We start from the raw sequence: 22650 nt of genomic DNA on the forward strand, positions 1-22650 counted from the left end.
GAAGATAACGTCCAGAGCGTGATCCAGCTCGTGGTCATAGTGATATCAGAGGAGAGAGTAGCAGCGTGACCGGAAGAATATCCAGCGAAGGATGGTCAATCTAGCGCCTTGAGCGTCAAGGCGCGTAGAGATCGACAGGCAGGACGCGGTTTTACTTTTTACCGAGATTGATCTGCTTGGAAGGTGCGAAGGTCTGGCCACTCACGCCTTTGGCAATTTGCTGGATTTCACCGCCGGACTTCAGGAAAGCTGCAATCTGCGCGTTGATCGAGTCGCTCGTTTCAACGGCTGGGGCGGGTTTGGCTTTCGAGTGGGATGCTTTGATACGCATGGCTGCCATTTACCTTCATAAACGTAATACGGCCAGCCAGAGTACAGGAAACGCTTGATTATTGCTTGGTGAATATGGCATTCGCCCGAGCCGAACCTGCACTCGGTGGCTTGGCGAATTTATTCCGGAAGCCGCTAAGCGCCTGTTTTCAGATACAAAATTTCGACGTGGCGCTGCGCCGCAGTGCAGCAAGGTCGATCGACGGGGATCGGGGAAACTGACGAGTGGAGGCTGTATCGACACCTTCGGCCACGCAACGCGAACCCGGACTCAAAGTCGGGTAGAATGCCGCCCACGTAATGAGGGTATCTGGAAATGGCTTTAATCGGGCGTTACAACAGCTTGCAAATCGTCAAGCACACGAACTTCGGTCTGTATCTGGACGGTGCGCAGGATGGTGAAATCCTGCTGCCCAATCGGTACATCCCCAAGGACGTTCCTACGGAAGATGAGGACTGGCTCAATGTGTTCATCTATCTGGACAGCGAAGACAAGCTGCTCGCCACCACTGAAAAACCCAAGGTGCAGGTCGGTGAGTTCGCCAGCCTGAAGGTGGTTGAAGTCAACAGCATCGGTGTATTCCTTGACTGGGGCCTGCCCAAGGACCTGTTGCTGCCGTACTCCGAAGAGAAGCGCACCTTGCAGGCCGGTGATTACTGCGTGGTTCACGTCTACCTCGACAAACACACACGGCGCATTACCGCGACTGCGCGTCTGGATCGCTACCTGGACAAGACTCCCGCCAACTACAGCGTGGGCCAGGAAGTCGATCTGCTGGTGGCTGAAGCGACCGACATGGGCTTCAAGGCGATCATCAACAACAAGCACTGGGGCCTGATTCACAAGAACGAAGTGTTCAAGTTCATGCGCGCCGGCAAGCAGGAAAAGGGTTACATCAAGGAAATTCGCAGCGACGGCAATATCAGCCTGAGCCTGCAACCCGTCGGTGCAGAGGCCGCGAGCAGCCTGAACTCGAAGATTCTCACCAAGCTGCGCGAGAACAACGGCACGCTGCCGGTCAGCGATAAAAGTGATCCGCAGGTCATCAGCGGCCTGTTTGGCGTCAGCAAGGGCAACTTCAAAAAGGCCATTGGTGCGTTGTACAAGCAGGGCCAGATCGTGATTCACGCCGACCGTATCGAGCTGGTCTGACAACACGTCGCAGCCTGGGTGCCTGAGCGGCAATTGATGTGAGCTGCAGTCAATGCAGCTCGCGATGCCTCAGGCCCAAGTGGCGAGCGCGTCTATTTCCTGGCTCAGGCGCTCGAACGGCAAGGTGCCATTGAATACCCGCGCGTCTTCCAGCGCCTCGTCGCTGCGTCGCAGCAGCACGACCGGCACCGCTCTCAACCCAAGCTTCTGTGCCAGTTGCCGGTCGTCCAACACGGCCTTTTCAAAATGACCGGCATTGAGTGCCTGCTCCATCGCTTGCCGATCCAGTCCGGTGGTGGTGGCCAGCTCGAGCAGCGTGTGCGTCTCGCTGATATCCAGCCCCTTTTCGAAGAACGCCCGGTAAGCCTCTTTGTGAAACGCTTCAAAACCTCCTGCATTCCTGGCAAAGACTGCGGCTTCCAGAACCTTGCGGCTGCGCGGCTGAACGCTGGGCATCTTCATCATCACCTGACGCCTGTCGGCCATCGGCAGTACAGATCGTGACCAGGTTTCACGCAGATAATCAGCACTCGGGTCGAGCAGTGCCAATGGGTCAGGGCGCAGTTCAAAGGCATGCCAGTTAAATTCGAGCCGCTCACCGTAGGTTTGCTGAAGCTGTTCCAGGACGGCCAGTTGCAGGTAGCAGAACGGGCAGACGTAGTCGCTCCAGACATCTATTTTCAGGGGACCCACAGTGTTCATGTGCTTGAAACTCCATAACGCTCGTTAACACTGACTCCCTTCACCTTTTAAAAGTCCTGAAGTTGGATGGATCAATGTCTACCTTTGGTCGGTCATACCCTCAAGCGGGCTTTCCCGGCCCTGAAACTTGATCAAGGACGCGCCATGAAAAGAATACTGATCGCTTACTTCGGCACATTGCTGGCGTTTCTGATCCTCGACGGACTGTGGCTGGGCGTGTTGATGGGGCCGACCTACCGTGAATGGCTCGGACCGCTGATGCTCGATACGCCCGTATTAGGACCTGCCATCGCGTTTTATCTGCTGTATGGGGCGGGGGTGGTGTTTTTCGGCGTCATGCCTGCGCTCAGAGTGCAACGACTGAGCCATGCGACATTGTGCAGCGGTCTGCTGGGGCTGATTGCCTATGGCACCTATGACCTGACCAACTGGGCCACCTTGCAGGGCTGGCCGGCGCAGCTGGCGCTGGTGGATCATGCGTGGGGCACGGTGGTGTCGGCGCTGGCCGGTACGGCGGGCTATCTGGCGGTACGTCGATTTGCCTGAAGCGGTGTGCCGGGTGAGGGTTGGCTGCTCGCAACGCTCACCCGGCGCAGTGCGCGAATCTGGTGGCGGGTTTACCGCTACTTCTGCAGGAAGCCGGCAAAACTCAGGTTGCTGCCCTTGGGGCGCATGTCCTTGAGGAAAGAGTCCTTGTCGGCGCTCAGCTCCAGGCTGACGGTCGGTTTGCGCTTGTCGGCATTGCGCACTTCAAGGCCTTCCATGTGATCGCGCATGAATACCGTGGTCACTTTCAAATGCAGTAACTGGTCGGTTTCAGGCGTGTGCAGCAGCAGGTGCAGCCACTCGTACTGGCCTACTTGCAGGCGCGGGACAGGCAGGTCGAACCACCAGATGTTTCTTTTGTGGTCCAGCACGGCGAAATGCGTGTTGTTGACGCCCAGCACTGCGCCACCCAGATCCTGGTTTCTGCGTGCAATGGCCAGCTTTTTATCGAGTTTCATAACGTTCCTGTGAATCGGTGTGTTCAGCGTGTCGGCCCTGCCGGACAACGGTGGCGCGCATTCTCGCACAAACTCTGCCGCAAACCTGCCCAAATGCTCGGCAGACGAGTGGCCTGGAAAATAGTTGAAACTCTTGGCCACCGGCACAGGTCAATCTTCTGTCGAGTACGACGTCCGATTCCAGCGCGGTCTTCAGACCCAGGAGATTTTCGATGAGCAGCACCAGCGATAAAGCCAAAGGTATGGCCAACGAAGCAGTTGGTAACGTCAAGCAGGCTGTTGGCAAGGCTACCGACAATGACAAACTTCAGGCTGAAGGCAAGGTACAAGAGCTGAAAGGCGAAGGCCAGCAGACCGTAGGCAAGGTCAAGGACGCGATCAAGAAGGGCGTGGACAAGGCTTGAGTCGATTGTTCCCGGCGCCCTGGCGCCGGGGCAGGTTTACCGATAACGGTCATCCACGGATGGCCGTTATGCTTTCTGCTCTGCGGGACTGAAACCTTTCATGGCCTGTCCAGTCAATGTGCCATCGGTATTCGCGTATCGGTTCGTCAACGCGACACGTCATCTATGACATGCCGGTTTTCAGGATGTAAGGTTTTCCAGTAAGGGAGCGAGAGGAAGCGCCATGATTTTCCCCCATTTGCGTAAATTGAAAGTCGGCAAAGTGCTGGTGAGAACCGTCAACGAGTTCCTTGATGACGAGATGTCCACCTATGCCTCGGCGCTGGCTTACCAGATGTTGTTTTCCCTGTTCCCGTTCCTGCTGTTTCTGATCGCGCTGATCGGCTTTCTGCATCTGCCGGACTTTTTTTCCTGGTTGCGACTGCAGTCGGAGTTTCTCTTGCCGCCGCAGGCGCTCGAGCAGGTCAACCCGGTCATCGACCAGTTGCAGCAGTCCAAGGGCGGCTTGCTGTCGATCGGTATCGTCATCGCCTTATGGACCGCGTCAGCGGGTGTGCGCCTGATGATGAGCGCCATGAACGCAGCGTATGACGTCGTCGAAGGGCGTCCTATCTGGAAACGCCTGCCGCTGTCGATTCTCTACACCGTAGGCATTGCCGGCATGTTGCTGGCGGCAGCCGCCTTCATGGTGCTGGGGCCGCAGGTCATGAACTGGATTGCCGCGCAGATCGGCATGGAAGACTTCATCGTCACGCTGTGGACCATCCTGCGCTGGCCCGCGATCATTATCCTGCTGATGGTCGCCGTAGCGCTGATCTATTACGTGATGCCTGACGTCAAACAGGAGTTTCGCTTTATCACCCCAGGCTCGGTGCTGGCCGTGGTGGTGTGGATCGTCGCTTCCCTGGCCTTCGGTTTTTACGTCAAGACCTTTGCCGACTACAACGCCATGTACGGCAGCATCGGCGCGATCATCGTGCTGTTACTGTATTTCTATATTTCCGCGGCGGTGCTGTTGCTGGGTGCGGAAATGAATGCGGTGATCGAGCACATGTCCGCCGAAGGCAAGGACGCAGGCGAGAAGGAAGCCGGTGACGGCGGCGAAGAGAGCAGCGAGACAGTCAAGCAGCATGTCTCCGGTCTGGGCCGCGACCATTCGGTGCCGTTGCAGAAGGCGGACGAAGCCTGATCGTATTGTGTGGCAAGATCGCTTTTTAAGTCGGCAAGAGACACGCAGTCATGATCCACAAAATCCTGAAGATGGGCGATGAGCGCTTGTTGCGCATCGCCCCTCCGGTACCCGCAGAGATGTTCGGCAGCAGCGAGCTCGATACGCTGATTGCCGACATGTTCGAAACCATGCACAGCGTCGGCGGTGTTGGCCTGGCGGCGCCGCAGATCGGCGTCGATCTGCAACTGGTGATTTTTGGTTTCGAGCGCAACGAGCGCTATCCCGAGGCCGAGGCGGTCCCGCAGACGATCCTGATCAACCCGCTGATTACCCCGCTGAGCCCGACGCTGGAAGAGGGCTGGGAAGGGTGTCTGTCAGTGCCCGGATTGCGCGGCATGGTGGACCGTTATCAGAGCATTCGTTACGAAGGCTTCGATCCTCAGGGCCAGCCCATCGAGCGTGTTGCCCACGGTTTTCACGCGCGTGTCGTTCAGCATGAATGCGACCACCTGATCGGTCGGCTTTACCCGTCGCGCATCACCGATTTCAGCAAATTCGGCTTCATGGACGTGATGTTTCCGGACATGGACCCCAACGCCGACGAGTGATCGTCGTGTTGTGCTGCGACGCCATCAGGTTTCGCGGCACAGTGCGATCAGCGGCTTGCTGCGGCTGTAACGCATGAACCGTTCACCCAGGGCCTGTGGCAGACGCCGGGCCGTCGCGAACCCTGAACGTTGATAAAAGCCCAGCAGGTCCGGATGGCAGAACAGCCACACCGGCCCGTTCAGCGGTTGCAATGCCGCTTCGATCAGGCCCTGCGCCACTGCTTGCCCGCGAGCCGCCGGCGCGACGAACAGCCCGGTCAGCCAATGCCCCTCTGCGACAGGCGTCAGGCACAACGCACCGATGATTTCTGCCCGTTTTGCAACCCAGGCCTGGCCCTTGCTGGCAGCGCGCATTGGCGACTGGTGCTCGCGGTAGAACTTGCCCAGCAACGGGCGACATTCATCAGGCAGCGGGTAGAACTGGATTTCGGACATCGCGGCTGCGCTTGAAATAGGAGCCTTGCATCATACAGAGGCTCAAGCCGTGACAACTAATCGGCGCAGGCTGGTGTCGATACTTTCAGACCCGTTTCTTCCGCGCCATTTGAGGTGAGCATGAAATCAATAACACGACTACTGGGCTGTTCACTTCTGGCGCTGGGCCTGCTCGGGCAGACCGCGACAGCGGCTGAAAAAACCAAGCCTATCCAGTTTGGCGCGCTGACCTGGGAAAGCGGCAGCCTGATCACTGAAGTCCTGCGTACCATTGTCGAGAAGGGCTATGGCTACCCGACCGATACCCTGCCAGGCAGTACGGTCAGCCTGGAAACCGCGCTGGCGAAAAATGATATCCAGGTGATCGCCGAAGAGTGGACCGGACGCAGCCCGGTGTGGGTCAAGGCTGAAGAGGAGGGCAAGGTGCTCGGGCTGGGCAACATCGTCAAGGGCGCCACCGAAGGCTGGTGGGTGCCGGAGTACGTAATCAAGGGCGACGCCGCCAAAGGCATCAAGCCGCTGGCGCCTGACCTGAAATCTGTCGCGGATCTGGCGCGTTACAAGGACGTTTTCAAAGACCCTGAATCGCCCGACAAAGGCCGGTTCCTGAACAGCCCGAGCGGCTGGACCTCGGAAATCGTCAACACGCAGAAACTCAAGGCTTATGGCCTGGCCGACAGTTTCGTCAACTTCCGTACCGGCTCGGGCGCAGCGCTGGACGCCGAGGTCGCCTCCGCTATCCGGCGTGGCAAGCCTGTATTGTTTTACTACTGGTCGCCTACGCCCCTGCTGGGCAAGTACAAGCTGATCAAACTGGACGAGCCCGCCTTTGATGCCGAGGCCTGGAAAACCCTGACTGACGCCAGCAACCCCAACCCACGCGGCACGTCTTCGCTGGCGGCGACGCTGTCGATTGGCGTATCGGCAGAATTCAGCAAGCAGTACCCCGAACTGGTGAGTGTCTTCAAAGGCGTGGATTTCCCGATTGATCTGCTGAACAAGACCTTGGGCGAAATGAGTGACAAGCATGAGGATGCCAAGGTCGTGGCTGCCCGCTTTCTCAAGCAGCATCCCGAGGTCTGGAAAGCCTGGTTACCTGCCGATGTTGCCACCCGGGTCAGCGGCAGTCTTTAACTATGACTCTGCTGCATGACGCGAGGCGCATAGCTGATAACGGCATCAATGAACGGTATGCGACGCGCCGAGTGGTAAAGCCCCGCCGAGCTGATAAGTTCAGGTCTGGGTCATTCGATGCGGGAGGCGTCATGACTGATCATGTTCGGGGCTCGCGCGGCACGTGGCATACCTGCCTGGCATTGCTGGCCTGTCTGTGCCTGGAGGCGATGCATCCGGCCTGTGCCGAAGAGGCCGACGACATGGCGCTGGCGCTGGTGGAGCAACGAAATCTGGGCGAGGGCCTTGCCTGGCTGGGGTATCAGGTCGCCTCGCGCACGGCGACGTTTGCCGGTATCGTGCAGGCAGTCGGCAAGACTGAAGCGCAGGAACTGGTACAGAAGGAATTACAGCGCCTCAAACCGGAATATCAGGCGCAGTGGGACCGCAATCTGGCAGCCGCTTATGCTCATTCATTTACCGCCGAGGAATTGCGTTCGCTCAATCAGGGCGGGGATTCGCCTTCATTGGGGAACAGCTTCAGGGCCAGAAACACCCAGGTCAGCGCCGATATGAAAGCCCGATCATCGGAGCTGCTGGGACAATTTGTCAGTCGTGCGCTGGGCAATGCCGAGGCAGCACTGCAACACTGACAGCTATTTTGACGAGACGAGGCAAAAAACATGGACGCATTCATGCAGGCAGCATTCGATGAGGCGCAACTCGGGCTGAAGGAAGGCGGAATCCCCATCGGCTCGGTCATCGTCCACGGCGGCGAGATCATCGGTCGAGGCCATAACCGTCGTGTACAAGAGGGCAGTGCGACGAAGCATGGCGAGATGGATGCGCTGGAAAATGCCGGTCGCCAGCCTGCCAGTGTCTACCGTGACTCGGTGCTCTACACCACGCTGTCGCCTTGTGCGATGTGCAGCGGTGCGATCCTGCTCTACGGGATTCGCAAAGTGATCATCGGTGAGAATGAGTCCTTCATGGGCGAGGAAGAACTGCTGCGCTCGCGTGGCGTGCAGATCGACGTGCTGGATAACCCTGAGTGCACACACATGATGAAAGACTTTATCGCCAGCAAGCCCGAACTGTGGAACGAAGACATCGGCGAGTGAATCCCGCGTCTTGTCAGCCCCACGCTCCGCGCTCATCGTAAATCTGACTGCTCATCGTGCCAATGCTCCGCATTGGCATGCAGTTCGTGACGCTCCTGCCTTAAAGTGCGGTTTGTGCCACTAATGTGCCTTTAACGGTGATAACCTCCTCTCATCTTTATCACGGTATGCACATACCCAGCCGTTTACCTGGCCATTTTCGGAGCCCGATATGTCGGTCCAGCAGCGCAACAACGTCAACATTATGGGCGACGGACCGATCACTCTGATTTTCGCTCATGGATTTGGTTGCGATCAGAACATGTGGCGTTTTATAGCGCCGCACTTCGCAGAGCGCTTCAAAGTCGTGCTGTTCGACCTGGTGGGCAACGGCAATTCGGACGTATCGGCCTGGTATCCGCACAAGTATTCGTCGCTCAAGGGCTACGCAACCGACTTGCTGGAGGTGGTCAACGAGTTCGCCGCAGAGGGGCCGGTGGTGCACGTCGGTCATTCGGTCAGTTGCATGATTGCCGTGCTGGCCGAGCTTCAGTCTCCCGGTCGGTTCGACAGTCACATCATGATTGGTCCGTCCCCGCGTTACCTCAACGAAGAAGGTTACCTGGGTGGATTCACTCGCGCCGATGTCGATTCGTTGCTTGAGACGCTGGAAAGCAATTATCTTGGCTGGTCCAACACCATCGCACCGACACTCATGGGTGCCTCGGATCGACCTGAGCTGAGCGAAGAACTCGCCAACAGTTTCTGTCGCACCAATGCGGAGATTGCCAGACAGTTTGCCCACGTGACGTTTTTATCCGACCATCGTGCCGATGTCGCGCAACTCAAGAGCAGAACACTCATTCTGCAAAGCAGCGACGATATGGTGGTGCCGGTCGAGGTGGGTGAGTACTTGCACCGCGTCATTACCGACAGCACCCTGCACATGATCGACAACGTAGGGCACTACCCGCACATGAGCGCAGCACAGGAATGCATTACTGCGATGAATCAGTTTCTGGCCTCTTGCGAGAGTGCCGCCCATGACCGTTGAACAGGTGAGCCTGCCCATCACCGAAGACCTCTACGAGCATGCGCCCTGTGGTCTGTTGATCACGTTGCCCAATGGCACCATCGAGCGCGCCAATCTGACGTTTTGCCGATGGCTGGGTCTGGAGCGCGACGCTGTTGTGGGCCGCCGCTTTCAGGATTTGCTGAGCCTGGCAGGCAAGGCCTTTCTGCAGACTCACTGGGCGCCCACGCTGCAGTCGCAAGGGTCAATTGCCGAGGTCAAGGTCGAGCTGATTCATGCCGATGGCCGCCCCATCCCGATGATGCTCAACGCCGTACGCCGCGAGTACCCGTCGGGGTATCTGCATGAAGTGGCCGTGTTCCTGGCCGAAGAGCGTAACAAGTACGAGCGCGAACTGCTGGCTGCCCGCAAGATTGCCGAAGAGCTCCTGCAACAGCAGATGACCGTGCAGAGCGAGCTGACCTCGGCGCGCAATCGCTTGCGTCTGGCGCATGCCGAGGCGGAGATCCGGGCTATTTTTGCCGAGCAGATGATTGGCATCGTCAGCCACGACCTGCGCAACCCGCTGGCCGCGATCAAGATGGCCGCCGGACTGCTGGAGCGCACCCCACTGGAGTCGCGGCAGGAGCGGATTCTGGGACACATCAATCATTCCACCGACCGTGCCGATCGCATGATTGTCGACCTGCTGGATTTCACTCACGCCCGGGTGGGCAGTGGCATTACCGTCGTTCCTCAGCCTATCGATTTTCACGCAGTCGTTGCCCGGGGCGTCGAAGAGCTGCGCCAGGTTTTCCCGGATCGGGTGCTGACCCATCGCAGCGAAGGACAGGGCGCCTGTTCGGCGGATCCTGACCGCCTGCTGCAGATGCTCGGCAATCTGGTCAGCAATGCCATCAATTACGGCGCCGACGACGGTGAGGTTTTGATTACGTCGTCGTTCGACACCTGGATGATCAAGCTGTCGGTGCACAACCTCGGTGAACCGATACCGATGGAGAAGGTAGACGACCTGTACGAGCCCGTCGTACGCGTGGTCAGCGACAGTGACGAGACCCGCACCGTCGGGCTCGGCCTGTTTATCGTGCGCGAGATCGTTCGAGCCCATCTGGGCGATGTGACGGTTCGCTCTTCGGCTGAAGAGGGCACGACGTTCACGGTGGCGTTTCCGCGTCCCCCGGCGAAATCCGAGGTTTGATCAGGTTTCGTACAGGTTGACGAGCAACCCGTGTTATTCACGGGTGCAGAAAAATCGTTACAGTCCTAAACTAACGTGCTGCGTCATCACCTCAAGGCTCATACAGGTTCTACATGCGGCGATCCATTTCAAATGATGTGGCCACGATCAACCGGATCAGCGCAGTGCCGGCCATCCTGCAGGTCATTGCCGAATCCACCGGGCTGGGTTTCGCCGCCGTGGCGCGTGTAACCGAAACCAGCTGGACGGCCTGTGCGGTCCTGGACAAGCTCGACTTCGGTTTGAAGCCCGGCGGTGAGCTGGAGCTGAGCAGCACCATCTGCCACGAGATTCGCAGCTCCCACAAGCCTGTGGTGATTGACCATGTCGCCGAGGACCCGTTGTTCTGTGCGCATGACACACCACGTCTGTACAGCTTCCAGAGCTATATCTCGGTGCCGATCTTTCTTTCCGACGGCTCCTTTTTCGGCACTATCTGCGCGCTGGATCCCAAGCCTGCAAAGCTGATCGGGACGCCCATCGAGGCCATGATGGTGTCGTTCGCACGTCTTCTGGCGCTGCAGATCGAGGCCGAGGAAAACCTGCAACAGGCGCGTGAAGACCTGCTCGCCGAACGTGAGGTGGCTGAGCTGCGCGAGCAGTTTATCGCGGTGCTGGGGCACGACCTGCGCAACCCGTTGTTTGCCATCAATGCCAGTGCCGAATTGCTGCTGCGTCGTCCGCTGGATGAAAAGGCCCAGCAGATCGTGCAACACATCCTGACCTCTGGCCAGCGCGCCTCGCAGCTGGTCGATGACGTGCTCGATTTTGCCCGTGGTCGTATGGGGCATGGCATTCCTCTGAGTATCCATGAGGCACACGGTCTGGATAAAACCCTGGAGCATGTGATTTCAGAGGTGCAACGCGTTCACCCGTCGCGGCCGATTCACTCGAACATAGGCGCGCTGGAGCGTATCCGCTGCGATCATGAGCGGATCGCGCAGTTGCTCTCCAACCTGGTGTCCAACGCAATCAGCCATGGTGATGCCGAGAGCCCGGTCGAAGTGACGGCAGGCGTGCATGGCGATGTGTTTGTGCTCAGCGTTACCAATCAGGGAGAGCCGATACCTGAATCGGTTCGTGCGCAACTGTTCCTGCCGTACTCCAGACCCATCACCGACGAGCCGCAAGCCGGGCTCGGGCTGGGGCTGTACATCGCCAGCGAGATCGCCATTGCTCATGGAGGTACGCTCGAGGTGTGCTCGACGCGAGAGCTGGGCACGGTCTTTACCTTCAGTATGCCTTTGAAGTCTGCATAGGCATCCTGCGTCAGCCTGTGTCCTGTGATCACACAGACTGCCCGCCAAGCGCTTTTTTGTGCTCCGCAAACCTCGGGTGCAGGCCGTCGCGTCGTTCGGCTGCGACAGCCTTGACCATCCTTGTTACAAACTCTCCTACCGCTTTGCTTGCTCATCGGCAGTGCCGGGTCGAACCTGAGGCCCGGGTTGCCATCAAAGGCCTGAGTCTTCACGGTTACTCCGAAGTTTCACCTTGCCCAGAGGTAGTGATGAACAGTTTTGTGCGTAATCTTGTCGGCGGCGTGCTTGTTGCGTCATGCTGCATCGGTGCGGTCCAGGCGCAGACGCTGCCAAACAGCACCCTCAACAACGGTGCCAGCAGCAACCCGTATAACAGCCCGATCCACCGTGCCAACCCCAATAGCCGTCAGGGCACCGAGTCCAGCGTGCCACCGTCCCGTGGCCCCAACATCGCGCCGCCGGTGCGCAAGCCCACTCTGGAAAACGGTGGCATTGGTAACGGCTACCCTACGCGCCAGAACACGCCACGTCCTTCTACACCGATAACCGACCCCAAACGCGGCAACTGAATTTTCAACCCGGCGAACCCGTGTGGACGTCGACTCAATGCATAAGGAAACGCTCATGCTTAGAAAAAACCTGATCGCGACATTGTGTACTGCAGCCATTCTGAGCCTGCCACTGACGGCCAGCGCCGCTACGGAAACCTACAAAAGCGAACTGGGCACCGTCACGGTCACCCCTGTTGTCGAAGGTCTGGATCATCCGTGGGCGCTGGCCTTTCTGCCTGACAGGCAAGGCATGCTGGTGACAGAGCGTTCGGGCAACCTGCGCGTGGTATCGGCGGATGGCAAATTGTCCGCACCGCTTTCCGGTGTCCCGCAAGTCTGGGCGCAGAAGCAGGGCGGTCTGCTTGATGTGGTGCTGTCACCGGACTTCGCCAAGGACCGCATGGTGTATCTGACCTACTCCGAGGGCAGCGGCAAGACCGCCGCCGAAGGTGATACCGCCGGCACTGCCGCAGGGCGTGGTCGTCTGTCCAAGGACATGACTCGTCTGGAAGACTTCGAAGTCATCTTCCGCCAGGAACCGAAACTGTCGGTGGGCAACCACTTCGGCGCGCGGATGGTCTTCGATCGCGACGGTTACCTGTTCATCGCCCTGGGCGAAAACAATCAGCGCCCCACGGCGCAGGATCTGGACAAGCTGCAGGGCAAGATCGTGCGCATCTATCCGGACGGCAGCGTACCGAAAGACAATCCGTTCGTGGGCCAGAAGGGCGTTCGCCCCGAGATATGGTCCTATGGCCATCGCAATCAGCAGGGCGCCGCGCTCGACCCCTGGACCGGGACGTTGTGGACCAACGAGCATGGCCCCAAGGGCGGTGATGAGCTGAATATCATCGAGCGTGGCGCGAATTACGGCTGGCCGATCGCGACCCACGGTATCGACTACTCGGGTCAGCCGATTTCGGAGTCGAAGGGCAAGGTTGTCGAAGGAACCAAAATTCCGTTCCAGGTCTGGGAAGTGTCACCGGGCCTCAGTGGCATGGCGTTCTATGATCACAGCCTTTTCAAGGCATGGGATCACAGTGTATTCATCGGTGCCCTGGCCACTGAAGAGTTGATCAGACTGCAGTTCGAAAACGACAAGATCGTTCATGAAGAACGTCTGTTGAAAGACATGAAACAGCGCATACGGGATGTGCGTCAGGGACCGGACGGTTACTTGTATCTGTTGACCGACGACGATAAGGGAAGTCTGCTGAAAGTCGGCTTGGCCCAGTAATAAACTGTTAATCGCTTGAAAAAGAAAATTCCCACAATATTGTGGGAATTTTCTTATGAGTTGCTTGCGGTGGTAGCCGGTAAAGCAGTCGGATCAATTATCCTTTGCGTCACGTACCACTTCGCCCGTCTTGGCATCAACGTCGTAATTCCACTCCACACCCTTGGCGTCTTTCAGTTCGATCTGATAGATCAGGCGGCCGGTGCGGTCCTTGTCCAGTTCTGTATCGTGGACCGTGAAGCCTGTGTGCTTGGCAACGGCCTGCTTGTTGAACTGTTCAAAGTCACCCAACGCCTGAGACTTGTACAGGCGGATCACTTCATCGGGACCAACGTCAGCCTGGGCGGCACCTGCAACAGCAGTGAGGGCAACAGCGGCGAAAACGGCAGGCATAAGTTTCATGGGGTATTCCTTTTTGATTGATCTGTCTTGATTGATTCATCACACGCTGATGGGTTCAGCGGTTTTGTTGAACTCAGATTATCCGCGCTTACTTAATTCACGCTTAATTATTCAAGTGTGCGAAGCGTTTTGAAGCCGGTCTCGCTCTGCCGACTCGTAAGTAAAGTTTTCCCCTGCACTTCGTTTACAGGCAAAGCATCACGTAAAGGTTGAAAAAAACCGGCAGTGAACGTAAAAGGTTGGCCCCCTGCCGGAAGGTGCGTCGCGTCTGTCCAGGCAGCTGTCCTTGCGGAGTCTGATCGATGAGAACGCCTTACCGACCTGCCATGCGCCACGCCTGGCGATTGTTGCCGTTGGGCATGGTCGTTGCCTCGCCGTTGCTGGCCGCAGAGGTGCTCAGCCTGGATGCGGTCAATGTCACTGGGTTCAGCGAGCCGGAAAGCACCGGCGACTATAAAGCCGAGCGGGCGTCGATGTTCGGATTCGATCAGGCTTCACTGCTGGATACGCCCGCCTCGGTGTCGGTGTTCAACGCTGCGTTGATCAAGGACCGGCAGGCAAAGTTGCTGAGTGAAGTGCTGCGCAACGACGCGTCGGTCGGCGACGGCTATGCCCCGGTGGGCTATTACGAAAACTTTGTGATGCGCGGGTTTTCGTTGAACGCCGCCAACAGTTATCGCATCAACGGTCGCAGCATTGCCGGCGAGCAGAACGTCGCGCTGGAAAACAAGCAGCAGGTCGAGTTGCTCAAGGGGCTTTCCGGCCTGCAGAGCGGCGTGGCCGAGCCCGGTGGCGTTATCAACTATCAGACCAAGCGGGCGCAGGACGTCCGGTCGGTCACAGTCTCTACCAACGAACACGGCGAGCGCTACATCGCGACCGACGTCGGTGGCTGGTTCGGCAGTGAACAGCAATTCGGCCTGCGCGCCAACCTTGCCCATGAAGACATTCGTTCGTATGTCGAACACGCCGATGGCCAGCGCGATTTTGCCTCGCTGGCGTTCGACTGGAACATCAGTGAGCGCGCCCTGTTGCAACTCGATGTCGAGTACCAGAGCAAAGAGCAGCGCTCGGTGCCCGGTTATCAGCTTCTGGGCGGCACCACGCTGCCTCACGATGCCTCGCCGGGCAAATTGCTGGGTTACCAGAACTGGTCCAATCCGGTCGGTATCGACTCGCTGAACATCAACGGACGTTTCGAATACCGCTTCAATGACAACTGGAAGGGCAGCCTCAGTGCGTCGCGCAGTCGCGTGGTCATTGATGACTACAGTGCCTTTGCGTGGGGTTGCTACGGTTCGGCCAGCTGCGCAGGGCAGGCGGTGCCCAACCACTTCAGTGCCGAAGGGGGTTATGACATCTATGATTTCCGCAGCCCGGACGACACGCGTCGCAATGACGAAGTCGAAGCGGCCATGTCCGGCACCTTCACTACCGGATCGCTTGGGCACGAGCTGACCTTCGGCAGCAGTGCCTACCGCCGTACGGTTGATACGCGCGGGACCTTCAACGAATTCGTCGGCTCGGGCACTATCCATGAGGCGCCTGAGCAGGTGGCCCCCTCGACCCTGGCGCTGCCACATACCGAGCGCCGCCTGGACAGCCGCCAGTACGGGCTGTTTGCCACTGACCGGATCAGCTTCAACGAGCACTGGCAAACCGTGCTGGGCGGACGCGGGGTGCGGCTCGACGAGCAGGCGTTCAACGAGGACGGCAGCGATGCGCGACACACCGAGCGCTATGTGTTTCTGCCCCAGGCGGCGCTGATCTACAAGCCGGTGGACAATGTTTCGCTCTACACCAGCTACAGCAAGGGCCTGTCGCTGGGCGGGACGGCAGCGTGGTTCACCACCAATGCCAGTGAAATTCTGGCGCCGACCGTCTCCCGACAGCTCGAAGCAGGCATCAAGTATGACTGGCAGCGCATGAGCCTGACCGCCGCGGTGTTTCAGGCCCGCCAGGCGTACCAGTACTCCAGGCCCAACGATGACGGTACGTTTACCTATGTGCAGCAAGGCGAGCAGAAAAACACCGGTCTTGAACTGGGGGCGAGTGGCTGGGTGACTGACCGCCTGCAGATATCCGCCAGTGCGGCGGCCATCCGGGCGCGCGTTGAAGACAGCGGCACCGAGGCCTACGATGATCATCAGGCCCTCAATGTGCCCAGATACCGTGGCACCTTGCAAGCCGACTACAGCCTGCCGGTGCCCGGGCTCGCGTTGCTCGGAGGCGTGCAGTACAGCGCCAGCAAGTACGCTGACCGTGAAGGCACCGTGCAGGTCAATGACTACGCACTGTTCAATATCGGCAGCCGTTACAGCACCCGAATCAGCGGTTACGACACGGTACTGCGCCTGACCGTCGACAACCTGTTCGACAAACGCTACTGGCGTGATGCCGGGGAGTATCTGGGTGACGACTACCTGTTCATGGGCGCGCCCAGAACGGCGAGATTGTCGGCCACTGTCAACTTTTAGCGGAAGGGCTTTAGTGCGCGGAGTATTGGCACGACAGTCGAGATCATCGTTCCGCCCGCTCCAGCGGGGGAATGCAGGTCTCGACGCTCCGCGTCGTCAAGAGGACGCGGAGCGTCCAGAACGGCATGCGACGCAGAGCGTCGCACGATAGTTAAACTGATCGCTCCAGCGGGGGAATGCAGGTCTCGATGCTCTGCGTCGTCAAGAGGACGCGGAGCGTCCAGAACGGCATGCGACGCAGAGCGTCGCACGATAGTTAAACTGATCGCTCCAGCGGGGGAATGCAGGTCTCGATGCTCTGCGTCGTCAAGAGGACGCGGAGCGTCCGGAAAGGCATGCGACGCAGAGCGTCGCACGATAGTTGAGATGATCGTTCCGCACGCTCCAGCGTGGGAATGCAGTTCTCGACGCTCCGCGTCGTCAAGAGGACGCGGAGCGTCTGATCTGGTCAACCGGAACGGCATGCGACGCAGAGCGTGGCACGATAGTTGAGATGATCGTTCCCGTTGCAGGCGTCAGCTCGGTATCAGTGCGCCCGCAAGCTTTGCTATTCTTCGCGCCCTGTGAGCGCCAGGCGCTCTTTCAAGCCATGTTTCGGATGCCTCATGACGGACATCGTACGTTCCCACTCCCAGCCCTTCAGCAAAGCCGACTACAAGACCCTGAGCCTTGCGGCGCTGGGTGGGGCACTGGAAATCTACGACTTCATCATTTTCGTGTTCTTTGCGCTGACCCTCAGCCAGTTGTTCTTTCCCCCGGACATGCCTGAATGGCTGCGTCTGCTGCAAAGTTTCGGGATCTTCGTGACCGGCTATCTGGCACGCCCGCTGGGCGGGATACTCATGGCGCACTTCGCCGACCGGCTGGGCCGCAAGCGGGTGTTCAGCCTGAGCATTCTGATGATGGCGCTGCCTTGTCTGCTGATCGGCGTGATGCCCACCTACGCACAGATCGGTTACTGGGCGCCGCTGGTGCTGCTGGCGCTGCGCATCCTGCAAGGAGCCGCCGTGGGCGGTGAAGTGCCAAGTGCCTGGGTATTCGTGGCAGAACACGCGCCCAAGGGGCATCGCGGCTATGCACTGGGCGTACTGCAAGCCGGCCTGACGTTCGGATACCTGCTTGGCGCACTGACCGCGACATGGCTGGCGCGAGTCTTCAGCCCTGACCAGATCCTTGAGTGGGCATGGCGTATTCCGTTCCTGCTCGGTGGCGTATTCGGCGTGGTGGGGGTCTGGCTACGCCGCTGGCTGAACGAAACCCCTGTGTTCATCGCCATGCATGCCCAGCGTGAACATCTGCCGGCGCTGCCACTTGGCCAGGTTCTGCGTGATCACCGCCAATCCTTGCTGCCTGCTGCGTTGCTGACCTTTGTGCTGACCTCCGCCGTGGTGGTACTGGTGGTGATTACCCCGACGGTCATGCAGCAGCGCTTTGGTATCAGCGCCAGCGACACCTTTGCCCTGAGCGCCGTCGGCATCGTGTTTCTCAATATAGGTTGTGTGCTGGCAGGCATGCTGGTCGACCGCATCGGCGCCTGGCGCGGCATCATGTTCTACAGCCTGCTGATGCCGATAGGCATCGGCGTGCTTTACACCAGCCTCATCGAGCAATGGATGCCACTGGGCATCGCCTATGCGATTGCCGGGCTGGCGTGCGGGATTGTCGGTGTGGTGCCATCGGTGATGGTCGGCCTGTTCCCGGCGAACATCCGAGTGTCAGGCATCTCGTTCACTTACAACATCGCCTACGCCTTCTGGGCCAGCACCACGCCATTGATGCTGATTACCCTGATGCCCTGGAATATCTGGGTGTGCGTGTTCTATAGCCTGATCATGGGCGCCACGGGCCTGGTTACCGCAGCGGTATTCGGCCTGCGCCGGGGCGTGGTGGTGGATGACCTGGCAAGCGGTAACGCCGGATAACTCCGGGCCGTGTGGCGCAACGCCCGCTGCTCACCTCTGTTGTGGGGTGAGTGGCAGCTCGAACATGGCCGGAAAGTTCCTGCTGGCAGACGCGTTCATTTGTAACAAGTGATTGTAATTCCGTTTCCTCAAGTCTATCTTTCGCCTCTCCATATTGTTTACGTTGTTTATCTAATGTGCTCTTGGCTCGTGCCTGCGCGAAATGTTTCGTCAGGTGAATCCCTTATGACGTCTGTAAATAGATAGGTGTAACTATTCCGAGTTTGTTGTAGGAGTTTTCCTCGATATTTAATTATCGGCGATTCTTCTTACAGTCTTCGGTTTTGTTGCGAGACTTTGAGGGGTGTGTCGTTTTAATGCAAAACAAGATTAAATAAAATGATTTCTGTGCCGACTTACTGTTTGGGTCATGGAAGACGAATGTAAGAAACATCCTACAAATTTGCCTGTTTGGCAAAATGCTGGCAAGGGGAAGTATCATGTGGGTGACAATGAGAGAGCAGGAGGTTCTTGGCCTGTTGTTGCAGGGATGTACGAACAAGGAAATTGCCAGGCAACTCAGTATCAGTGACTACACAGTTCGCGATCACGTCTCTTCGCTGCTGAGAAAGAACCAGGTAAGGACGCGTGCCGAGCTCATGGCCAGGTGCGTATCTCTATTGCTTCCGGGAAACATTACCCGACCCCCTACATCTGTCGGGTTGCGCAGCGAGCCAGCACATACATAATGTGTCTTGTCGCAACCTGTAACTTGTTAATGCAATGAGCACTGCTGACGTTTGGCAGTGCCATCAATAATACCGTGCTGCGCTGTGACGCCCATCAGGCACTGCTTCCTGGCTGGCTGCAGAAAGGAATATCCGAAGCCTGCTCGCACGACGAACTGTAAACAATAAAAAAGGAGCCACTCATGACTGTTTGTTTTGTTCGGGGCGAGTCAGGTGCCGACGTGTCGTTGCGGCTGGATCCGCAGCGGCCCGGTTTTAATATGACAACAAACTTCCATCATCTGGCAACCCGGCAGTCCGCGCTTTCGGTGGCGCAACTGGCCGAGCAACAGGCAAAGCTGTCCGGCCCCGTTGGCCTGTTTGCCAAACTCTGTCGGCAGCTTCGTTCGCATGGGCGTCAGTCACCCTTGCTCGAAGACATTGCCCGGCTTGAGGGCCGCAAGCGTCAATGGCTGGCCGAGCGCGCCGTACAATTCGCACTGGGCCTGCACGGCCGTCGGCCAGAAGTCGAGAACCCGTTCAAAGGCCTGGTGCGCGAAGACCTGTGCTGCATCGTGTTCGATGACCCCTCAACGCACACGCTGGTCGAGCGTTATACCGCCAGCGAAGCGCTGCGGGCTCAGGACAGTGAGTACTTCGTCAAACTCATTGCCACCACGCGCAACACCGTCGAGCGGCGAATCGTCTTCCATGGTCTGCTCGAACACTTCGACCGATTACTGCCCATTGAGAAGAGCATCTATCCGCTCAACTATCGCGCTGTCCAGCAAGCGCACCTCGATAATGAGGAAGCCCTCTATGGAGCACTGATGATGGAGCAGCCCATCGGTACATTGCTTGAGATGCATACGCCTGAGTGGCTGTTGAATAACCTGTCCTCGTTTGAACTTTCCATTGATCAAGCGTGTGGCTAAGCAGGTGTTGGAAGCGGGTGTTGATCCTCTCGGCTGATAGGGTTTTACAAGCGGTTCAGGTTTTTTCTAACAAAACACGTTCAAGCTCAGTGCGCGTCAGCGCGTCCGGCGAATGATACGAAATAGCAGCTCGTGCAGACGTTTCAAGCCTGGGGCTTTTGCACGGCCGATGAATTTTATTTATAAATATTGGAGTAACGCCTATGAAAAAAATAACACCTTTGGTTTTCTTGTTAGTGTCGGCTGCCAGCCAGGCGGCCGACTATTCGGTGACGACTACCAGAACCCCGACGTTTATCAATGGGCCTGGTCACAGTGCGTTTTCCCGACACCAGTTGAGATTGGCTGATTACCCCCGCGGCGCGGCTAACAACTCTCGGTTGCAAAAGATTTCCTGGACCGCGACTACCTTTCCGGAAAGCGTGAACGAACGCGCAAATCTTTGTTTCAGGAGAGGCGGTGTACATGATTCTGATTGTATCTCTATAACGCCAGGCGTGCCTGGCAGTACTGAGAGATTCAACAGTCTTGGTTTTAGCTATGCCTCCGACGTCATGATCAGGCACAGCGCTGAAAGTGGACCTTGGCAAAGCAAGCCTGCCGGGCCAGAAACAGTCACCTTTCATTTAACGTACTGATTGTTAATCCCTGGCGATAACCGTCAGGGGTCTTTCGGGGCAGGAGCCAACGTCATGCGAGTCATAAGTTCCGGAGCAGATGCACTGATAGCCGCGCAACAACTTGATGATAAAAGAGCAGCAAAGACCATGTCCTCAATTGCCAATCCCCCCCTTCGATCAACCTCTCCAGACTCTGCGGTGACCATCAGCGGCCAGGCCCTCCTGAAACATAGGGTATTTGGGGTCGCGGACTCTGGTCGTTCTGCGCCCATGCTCGGGAAAGCCGAATGTGGAATGTCCATGCCCGAGGCGTTTTTTTTAACCCGGGATGATCGCAGGCTGCTGGGTGATGTTTATGAATGGGCAAGCGCTCAGGGAGCTGATCTGGGCTATGTTGATGATCTGGCTTTTGGACTGGCCTCATATAGAGAGAAAGATGATGGAAGAATATGGGGCCGCCAGAACCAGGGCAAAACATATGACCTCGAAGGCCACAAGGTTTTCTACAGTTTTACCGAGCCGCACGCGGCCACCGCCAAGCGTATTACCGAGAGCGATGGGTTAAAAACAACACGGCTGGACCAGGGGTTTGTTCGCTTCATCACTGACAAGGACTACGGCTCCATAGGGCACAATAATTTTGAGTTCATGGAAAAAGTCATCAACCGGTTTTCAACGGCGGGGGAAAGAGACGAGCAACTGGGGGCAGATTTCACTACCTATAAAAGCCAGAAGAGTGACTACATAAGGACGCTGTCCAAGGAAACGTACACTCCCGGCGAAGGAGACTCTCGAGAAACGCCATCCGTAAAAAAAGCCACCAAACCCAAGGAAATAACCCTGGAAAGCCTGCGTAACGACATGCGCGAGACGTTCCTGAAAGCGATGGGGGTCAAGAGTCTCTCATCCCTGTTCGACATGCTGTTCAAGGACAGGCGTTGACAGGTCAGGCCTGTGCGCCAAGCGACTGGAGTTCTGGCGGCGCATCCTGAGGGCTGGCGACGCGGTTGCGGCCTGTGCTTTTGGCCAGATACAGCGCCTTGTCTGCTTCATGCAGCCACGACGAGGCATCCGGCATTTCAGGAGAATAGGCGGCAATACCGATACTGAGACTGACCTTGAGATCGCAATGCAGGGTATAGGTCATTTCGTCTATCGCCAGACGCAGGCGCTCGAGGATTTCCTTTGCCTGAAGCAAGCTGGTGTCGGGCAGAATGACGCAGAACTCATCGCCGCCACAACGCCCGATCAGGTCGGAATCACGCAGGTTTTCGATCAGTGCTTCGCTGATACTCTGCAGCACCGTGTCGCCCATCAGGTGGCCATAAGTGTCGTTGATGACCTTGAAGTGATCGATATCGATCAGCGCGATGACGCACTCCTGATACGCGTTCTGGCTACTGGCGTACTCCAGATCAAGCAGGTCCTTCCACGCACCATGATTGAGCAGGCCGGTGAGGCTGTCGGTGCGGCTGACCTTGCGCAGGATGTTGCGGTGTTCCCATAGCTTGAGTGTGACCTGATGGCTCAGCCAGCCAATGAAGATAGGGTAGGTCACCAGTACCGGAAGGCAGGCGTAGATCTGCGCCATGTTGCCATGCAGATTGACGACAGGGTCGAGCGCGGCCAGCGAAATCAGCACGCCCAGTGCCTGCATGCACAGGCCTTGCAGCATCAGCCGTGGCCCGGCGGCGGCCATGTTATGCATGGCCATCATGGCGAGGACCGTGACCCCGGGAACGGCGCTGAAACCCATCGCGCCAATCCAGAAACCGCCCATCATCGAATCGAACAGCAGATTGCGCCATTCAGCCTGGTAGGGCTCGCGTGACGTTCTTGCGAGCTGATAAGCAACATGTGGCCATACCAGACTGTAGAGCAGTGCCAACAACCACGCCCAGTGTGCTGTGTTCACGTAATACAAAGAAACAGCGACCGTCACAAAGCCAACGCTGACACCGAAGCATCTCGGGGCGTAGATCCGCTTGGCGAATGCCATCCCTCGGCGGTGATAGGTGCTCATAGATTCTTACCGGACATTACTTTCGAATCGGTCGGAAATCGACGCCGCTTGACCGAAAGGCTGGAGTTTGAGCGTTCACTAGTGGCAAGGGAAGAGTATTTTGCCGAGGGGTGTCAAATAACCACATATTAATGAAGAGGCACTGTTTAGAAGTCAATTAAATGACATAAGCAGTGCTAAAACCCGTTCAAAAATATGACGAAACTTACAATCTAATACACCGTGAA

Annotated in this window: 24 protein-coding genes; 18 read left to right on the forward strand and 6 right to left on the reverse strand. The window is 57.7% G+C overall.

Features of this window, described 5'->3' with window-relative positions; translation table 11 throughout:
- Nucleotides 1–151: 151 nt before the first annotated feature.
- Nucleotides 152–340: a hypothetical protein gene (locus KBY08_RS17295; protein WP_002554403.1), complete on the reverse strand. Its 189-nt coding sequence runs from the start codon at nt 338–340 to the stop codon at nt 152–154.
- A 306-nt stretch (nt 341–646) separates the two neighbouring features.
- Between KBY08_RS17295 and KBY08_RS17300 the strand changes: the two genes are divergently transcribed.
- Nucleotides 647–1483: a S1 RNA-binding domain-containing protein gene (locus KBY08_RS17300; protein ID WP_011268646.1), complete on the forward strand. Its 837-nt coding sequence runs from the start codon at nt 647–649 to the stop codon at nt 1481–1483.
- A 69-nt stretch (nt 1484–1552) separates the two neighbouring features.
- Here the strand turns inward: KBY08_RS17300 and KBY08_RS17305 are convergent, their stop codons facing one another.
- Nucleotides 1553–2185, reverse strand: coding sequence for a DsbA family protein (locus KBY08_RS17305; protein WP_011268645.1), 633 nt, complete (start codon nt 2183–2185; stop codon nt 1553–1555).
- A 144-nt stretch (nt 2186–2329) separates the two neighbouring features.
- On the opposite strand from KBY08_RS17305, the gene KBY08_RS17310 reads away from it, so the two are divergent.
- Nucleotides 2330–2731: a DUF2177 family protein gene (locus KBY08_RS17310; protein WP_011268644.1), complete on the forward strand. Its 402-nt coding sequence runs from the start codon at nt 2330–2332 to the stop codon at nt 2729–2731.
- A 77-nt stretch (nt 2732–2808) separates the two neighbouring features.
- Here KBY08_RS17310 and KBY08_RS17315 read toward each other — a convergent pair whose 3' ends face one another.
- Nucleotides 2809–3189, reverse strand: coding sequence for a hypothetical protein (locus tag KBY08_RS17315; RefSeq protein ID WP_003363371.1), 381 nt, complete (start codon nt 3187–3189; stop codon nt 2809–2811).
- 212 nt (nt 3190–3401) lie between these two features.
- On the opposite strand from KBY08_RS17315, the gene KBY08_RS17320 reads away from it, so the two are divergent.
- The 3 genes from KBY08_RS17320 (at nt 3402) to def (ending at nt 5372) form a co-directional block, all read left to right on the forward strand.
- Nucleotides 3402–3593, forward strand: coding sequence for a CsbD family protein (locus KBY08_RS17320; protein ID WP_003402493.1), 192 nt, complete (start codon nt 3402–3404; stop codon nt 3591–3593).
- 223 nt (nt 3594–3816) lie between these two features.
- Complete coding sequence (locus tag KBY08_RS17325) at nt 3817–4782, forward strand: YihY/virulence factor BrkB family protein (RefSeq protein ID WP_011268643.1); 966 nt, start codon at nt 3817–3819, stop codon at nt 4780–4782.
- A 50-nt stretch (nt 4783–4832) separates the two neighbouring features.
- Nucleotides 4833–5372, forward strand: coding sequence for a peptide deformylase (gene def, locus KBY08_RS17330; protein ID WP_060405795.1), 540 nt, complete (start codon nt 4833–4835; stop codon nt 5370–5372).
- A gap of 24 nt (nt 5373–5396) precedes the next feature.
- Here def and KBY08_RS17335 read toward each other — a convergent pair whose 3' ends face one another.
- Complete coding sequence (locus KBY08_RS17335; RefSeq protein ID WP_024638946.1) at nt 5397–5807, reverse strand: GNAT family N-acetyltransferase; 411 nt, start codon at nt 5805–5807, stop codon at nt 5397–5399.
- Between the two features lie 120 nt (nt 5808–5927).
- On the opposite strand from KBY08_RS17335, the gene KBY08_RS17340 reads away from it, so the two are divergent.
- The 8 genes from KBY08_RS17340 (at nt 5928) to KBY08_RS17375 (ending at nt 13337) form a co-directional block, all read left to right on the forward strand.
- Complete coding sequence (locus KBY08_RS17340) at nt 5928–6941, forward strand: ABC transporter substrate-binding protein (RefSeq protein WP_111522633.1); 1014 nt, start codon at nt 5928–5930, stop codon at nt 6939–6941.
- 131 nt (nt 6942–7072) lie between these two features.
- Nucleotides 7073–7573, forward strand: a complete 501-nt coding sequence (locus tag KBY08_RS17345; RefSeq protein WP_032653468.1) for a hypothetical protein — start codon at nt 7073–7075, stop codon at nt 7571–7573.
- Between the two features lie 30 nt (nt 7574–7603).
- Nucleotides 7604–8041, forward strand: coding sequence for a nucleoside deaminase (locus KBY08_RS17350; RefSeq protein WP_024642217.1), 438 nt, complete (start codon nt 7604–7606; stop codon nt 8039–8041).
- Between the two features lie 211 nt (nt 8042–8252).
- The gene (locus KBY08_RS17355; protein ID WP_111522634.1) at nt 8253–9074 is read left to right on the forward strand and encodes an alpha/beta fold hydrolase; all 822 of its coding nucleotides are present in this window, start codon (nt 8253–8255) and stop codon (nt 9072–9074) included.
- Nucleotides 9064–10251 carry a PAS domain-containing sensor histidine kinase gene (locus tag KBY08_RS17360; RefSeq protein WP_032653465.1) on the forward strand — a complete coding sequence of 396 codons (1188 nt, stop codon included), beginning with the start codon at nt 9064–9066 and terminating at the stop codon, nt 10249–10251. The genes KBY08_RS17355 and KBY08_RS17360 overlap by 11 nt, the downstream gene beginning before the upstream one ends.
- A gap of 113 nt (nt 10252–10364) precedes the next feature.
- Nucleotides 10365–11549 carry a GAF domain-containing sensor histidine kinase gene (locus tag KBY08_RS17365; protein WP_054091826.1) on the forward strand — a complete coding sequence of 395 codons (1185 nt, stop codon included), beginning with the start codon at nt 10365–10367 and terminating at the stop codon, nt 11547–11549.
- Nucleotides 11550–11797: 248 nt separating this feature from the next.
- Nucleotides 11798–12118: a hypothetical protein gene (locus KBY08_RS17370; protein ID WP_003402512.1), complete on the forward strand. Its 321-nt coding sequence runs from the start codon at nt 11798–11800 to the stop codon at nt 12116–12118.
- Nucleotides 12119–12173: 55 nt separating this feature from the next.
- Nucleotides 12174–13337 carry a PQQ-dependent sugar dehydrogenase gene (locus tag KBY08_RS17375; RefSeq protein ID WP_003402514.1) on the forward strand — a complete coding sequence of 388 codons (1164 nt, stop codon included), beginning with the start codon at nt 12174–12176 and terminating at the stop codon, nt 13335–13337.
- Nucleotides 13338–13430: 93 nt separating this feature from the next.
- Here the strand turns inward: KBY08_RS17375 and KBY08_RS17380 are convergent, their stop codons facing one another.
- Nucleotides 13431–13739 (reverse strand): PepSY domain-containing protein, encoded by a 309-nt coding sequence (locus KBY08_RS17380; RefSeq protein WP_003402515.1) that lies wholly within the window; start codon nt 13737–13739, stop codon nt 13431–13433.
- 302 nt (nt 13740–14041) lie between these two features.
- Here KBY08_RS17380 and KBY08_RS17385 point away from each other — a divergent pair, with 302 nt between their 5' ends.
- The 5 genes from KBY08_RS17385 to KBY08_RS17405 all read left to right on the forward strand — a co-directional run bounded on the left by KBY08_RS17385 (nt 14042) and on the right by KBY08_RS17405 (nt 21342).
- A complete protein-coding gene (locus KBY08_RS17385; RefSeq protein WP_111522635.1) occupies nt 14042–16216 on the forward strand; it encodes a TonB-dependent siderophore receptor in 2175 nt (724 codons plus the stop codon).
- Nucleotides 16217–16821: 605 nt separating this feature from the next.
- Nucleotides 16822–18138, forward strand: a complete 1317-nt coding sequence (locus KBY08_RS17390) for an MFS transporter (RefSeq protein ID WP_003402517.1) — start codon at nt 16822–16824, stop codon at nt 18136–18138.
- Nucleotides 18139–18596: 458 nt separating this feature from the next.
- Nucleotides 18597–18866, forward strand: coding sequence for a helix-turn-helix domain-containing protein (locus KBY08_RS17395; RefSeq protein ID WP_003402518.1), 270 nt, complete (start codon nt 18597–18599; stop codon nt 18864–18866).
- A 182-nt stretch (nt 18867–19048) separates the two neighbouring features.
- The gene (locus KBY08_RS17400) at nt 19049–19780 is read left to right on the forward strand and encodes a hypothetical protein (protein WP_003402519.1); all 732 of its coding nucleotides are present in this window, start codon (nt 19049–19051) and stop codon (nt 19778–19780) included.
- Nucleotides 19781–20472: 692 nt separating this feature from the next.
- Complete coding sequence (locus KBY08_RS17405; RefSeq protein ID WP_111522637.1) at nt 20473–21342, forward strand: hypothetical protein; 870 nt, start codon at nt 20473–20475, stop codon at nt 21340–21342.
- Between the two features lie 4 nt (nt 21343–21346).
- Here KBY08_RS17405 and KBY08_RS17410 read toward each other — a convergent pair whose 3' ends face one another.
- On the reverse strand, nt 21347–22423 hold the full coding sequence (locus tag KBY08_RS17410) for a diguanylate cyclase (protein WP_011268632.1): 1077 nt from the start codon (nt 22421–22423) through the stop codon (nt 21347–21349).
- Between the last annotated feature and the right edge of the window lie 227 nt (nt 22424–22650).

Source organism: Pseudomonas sp. P135 (assembly GCF_020312125.1).
In the GTDB taxonomy this organism is placed as follows: Bacteria; Pseudomonadota; Gammaproteobacteria; order Pseudomonadales; family Pseudomonadaceae; genus Aquipseudomonas; species Aquipseudomonas fragariae.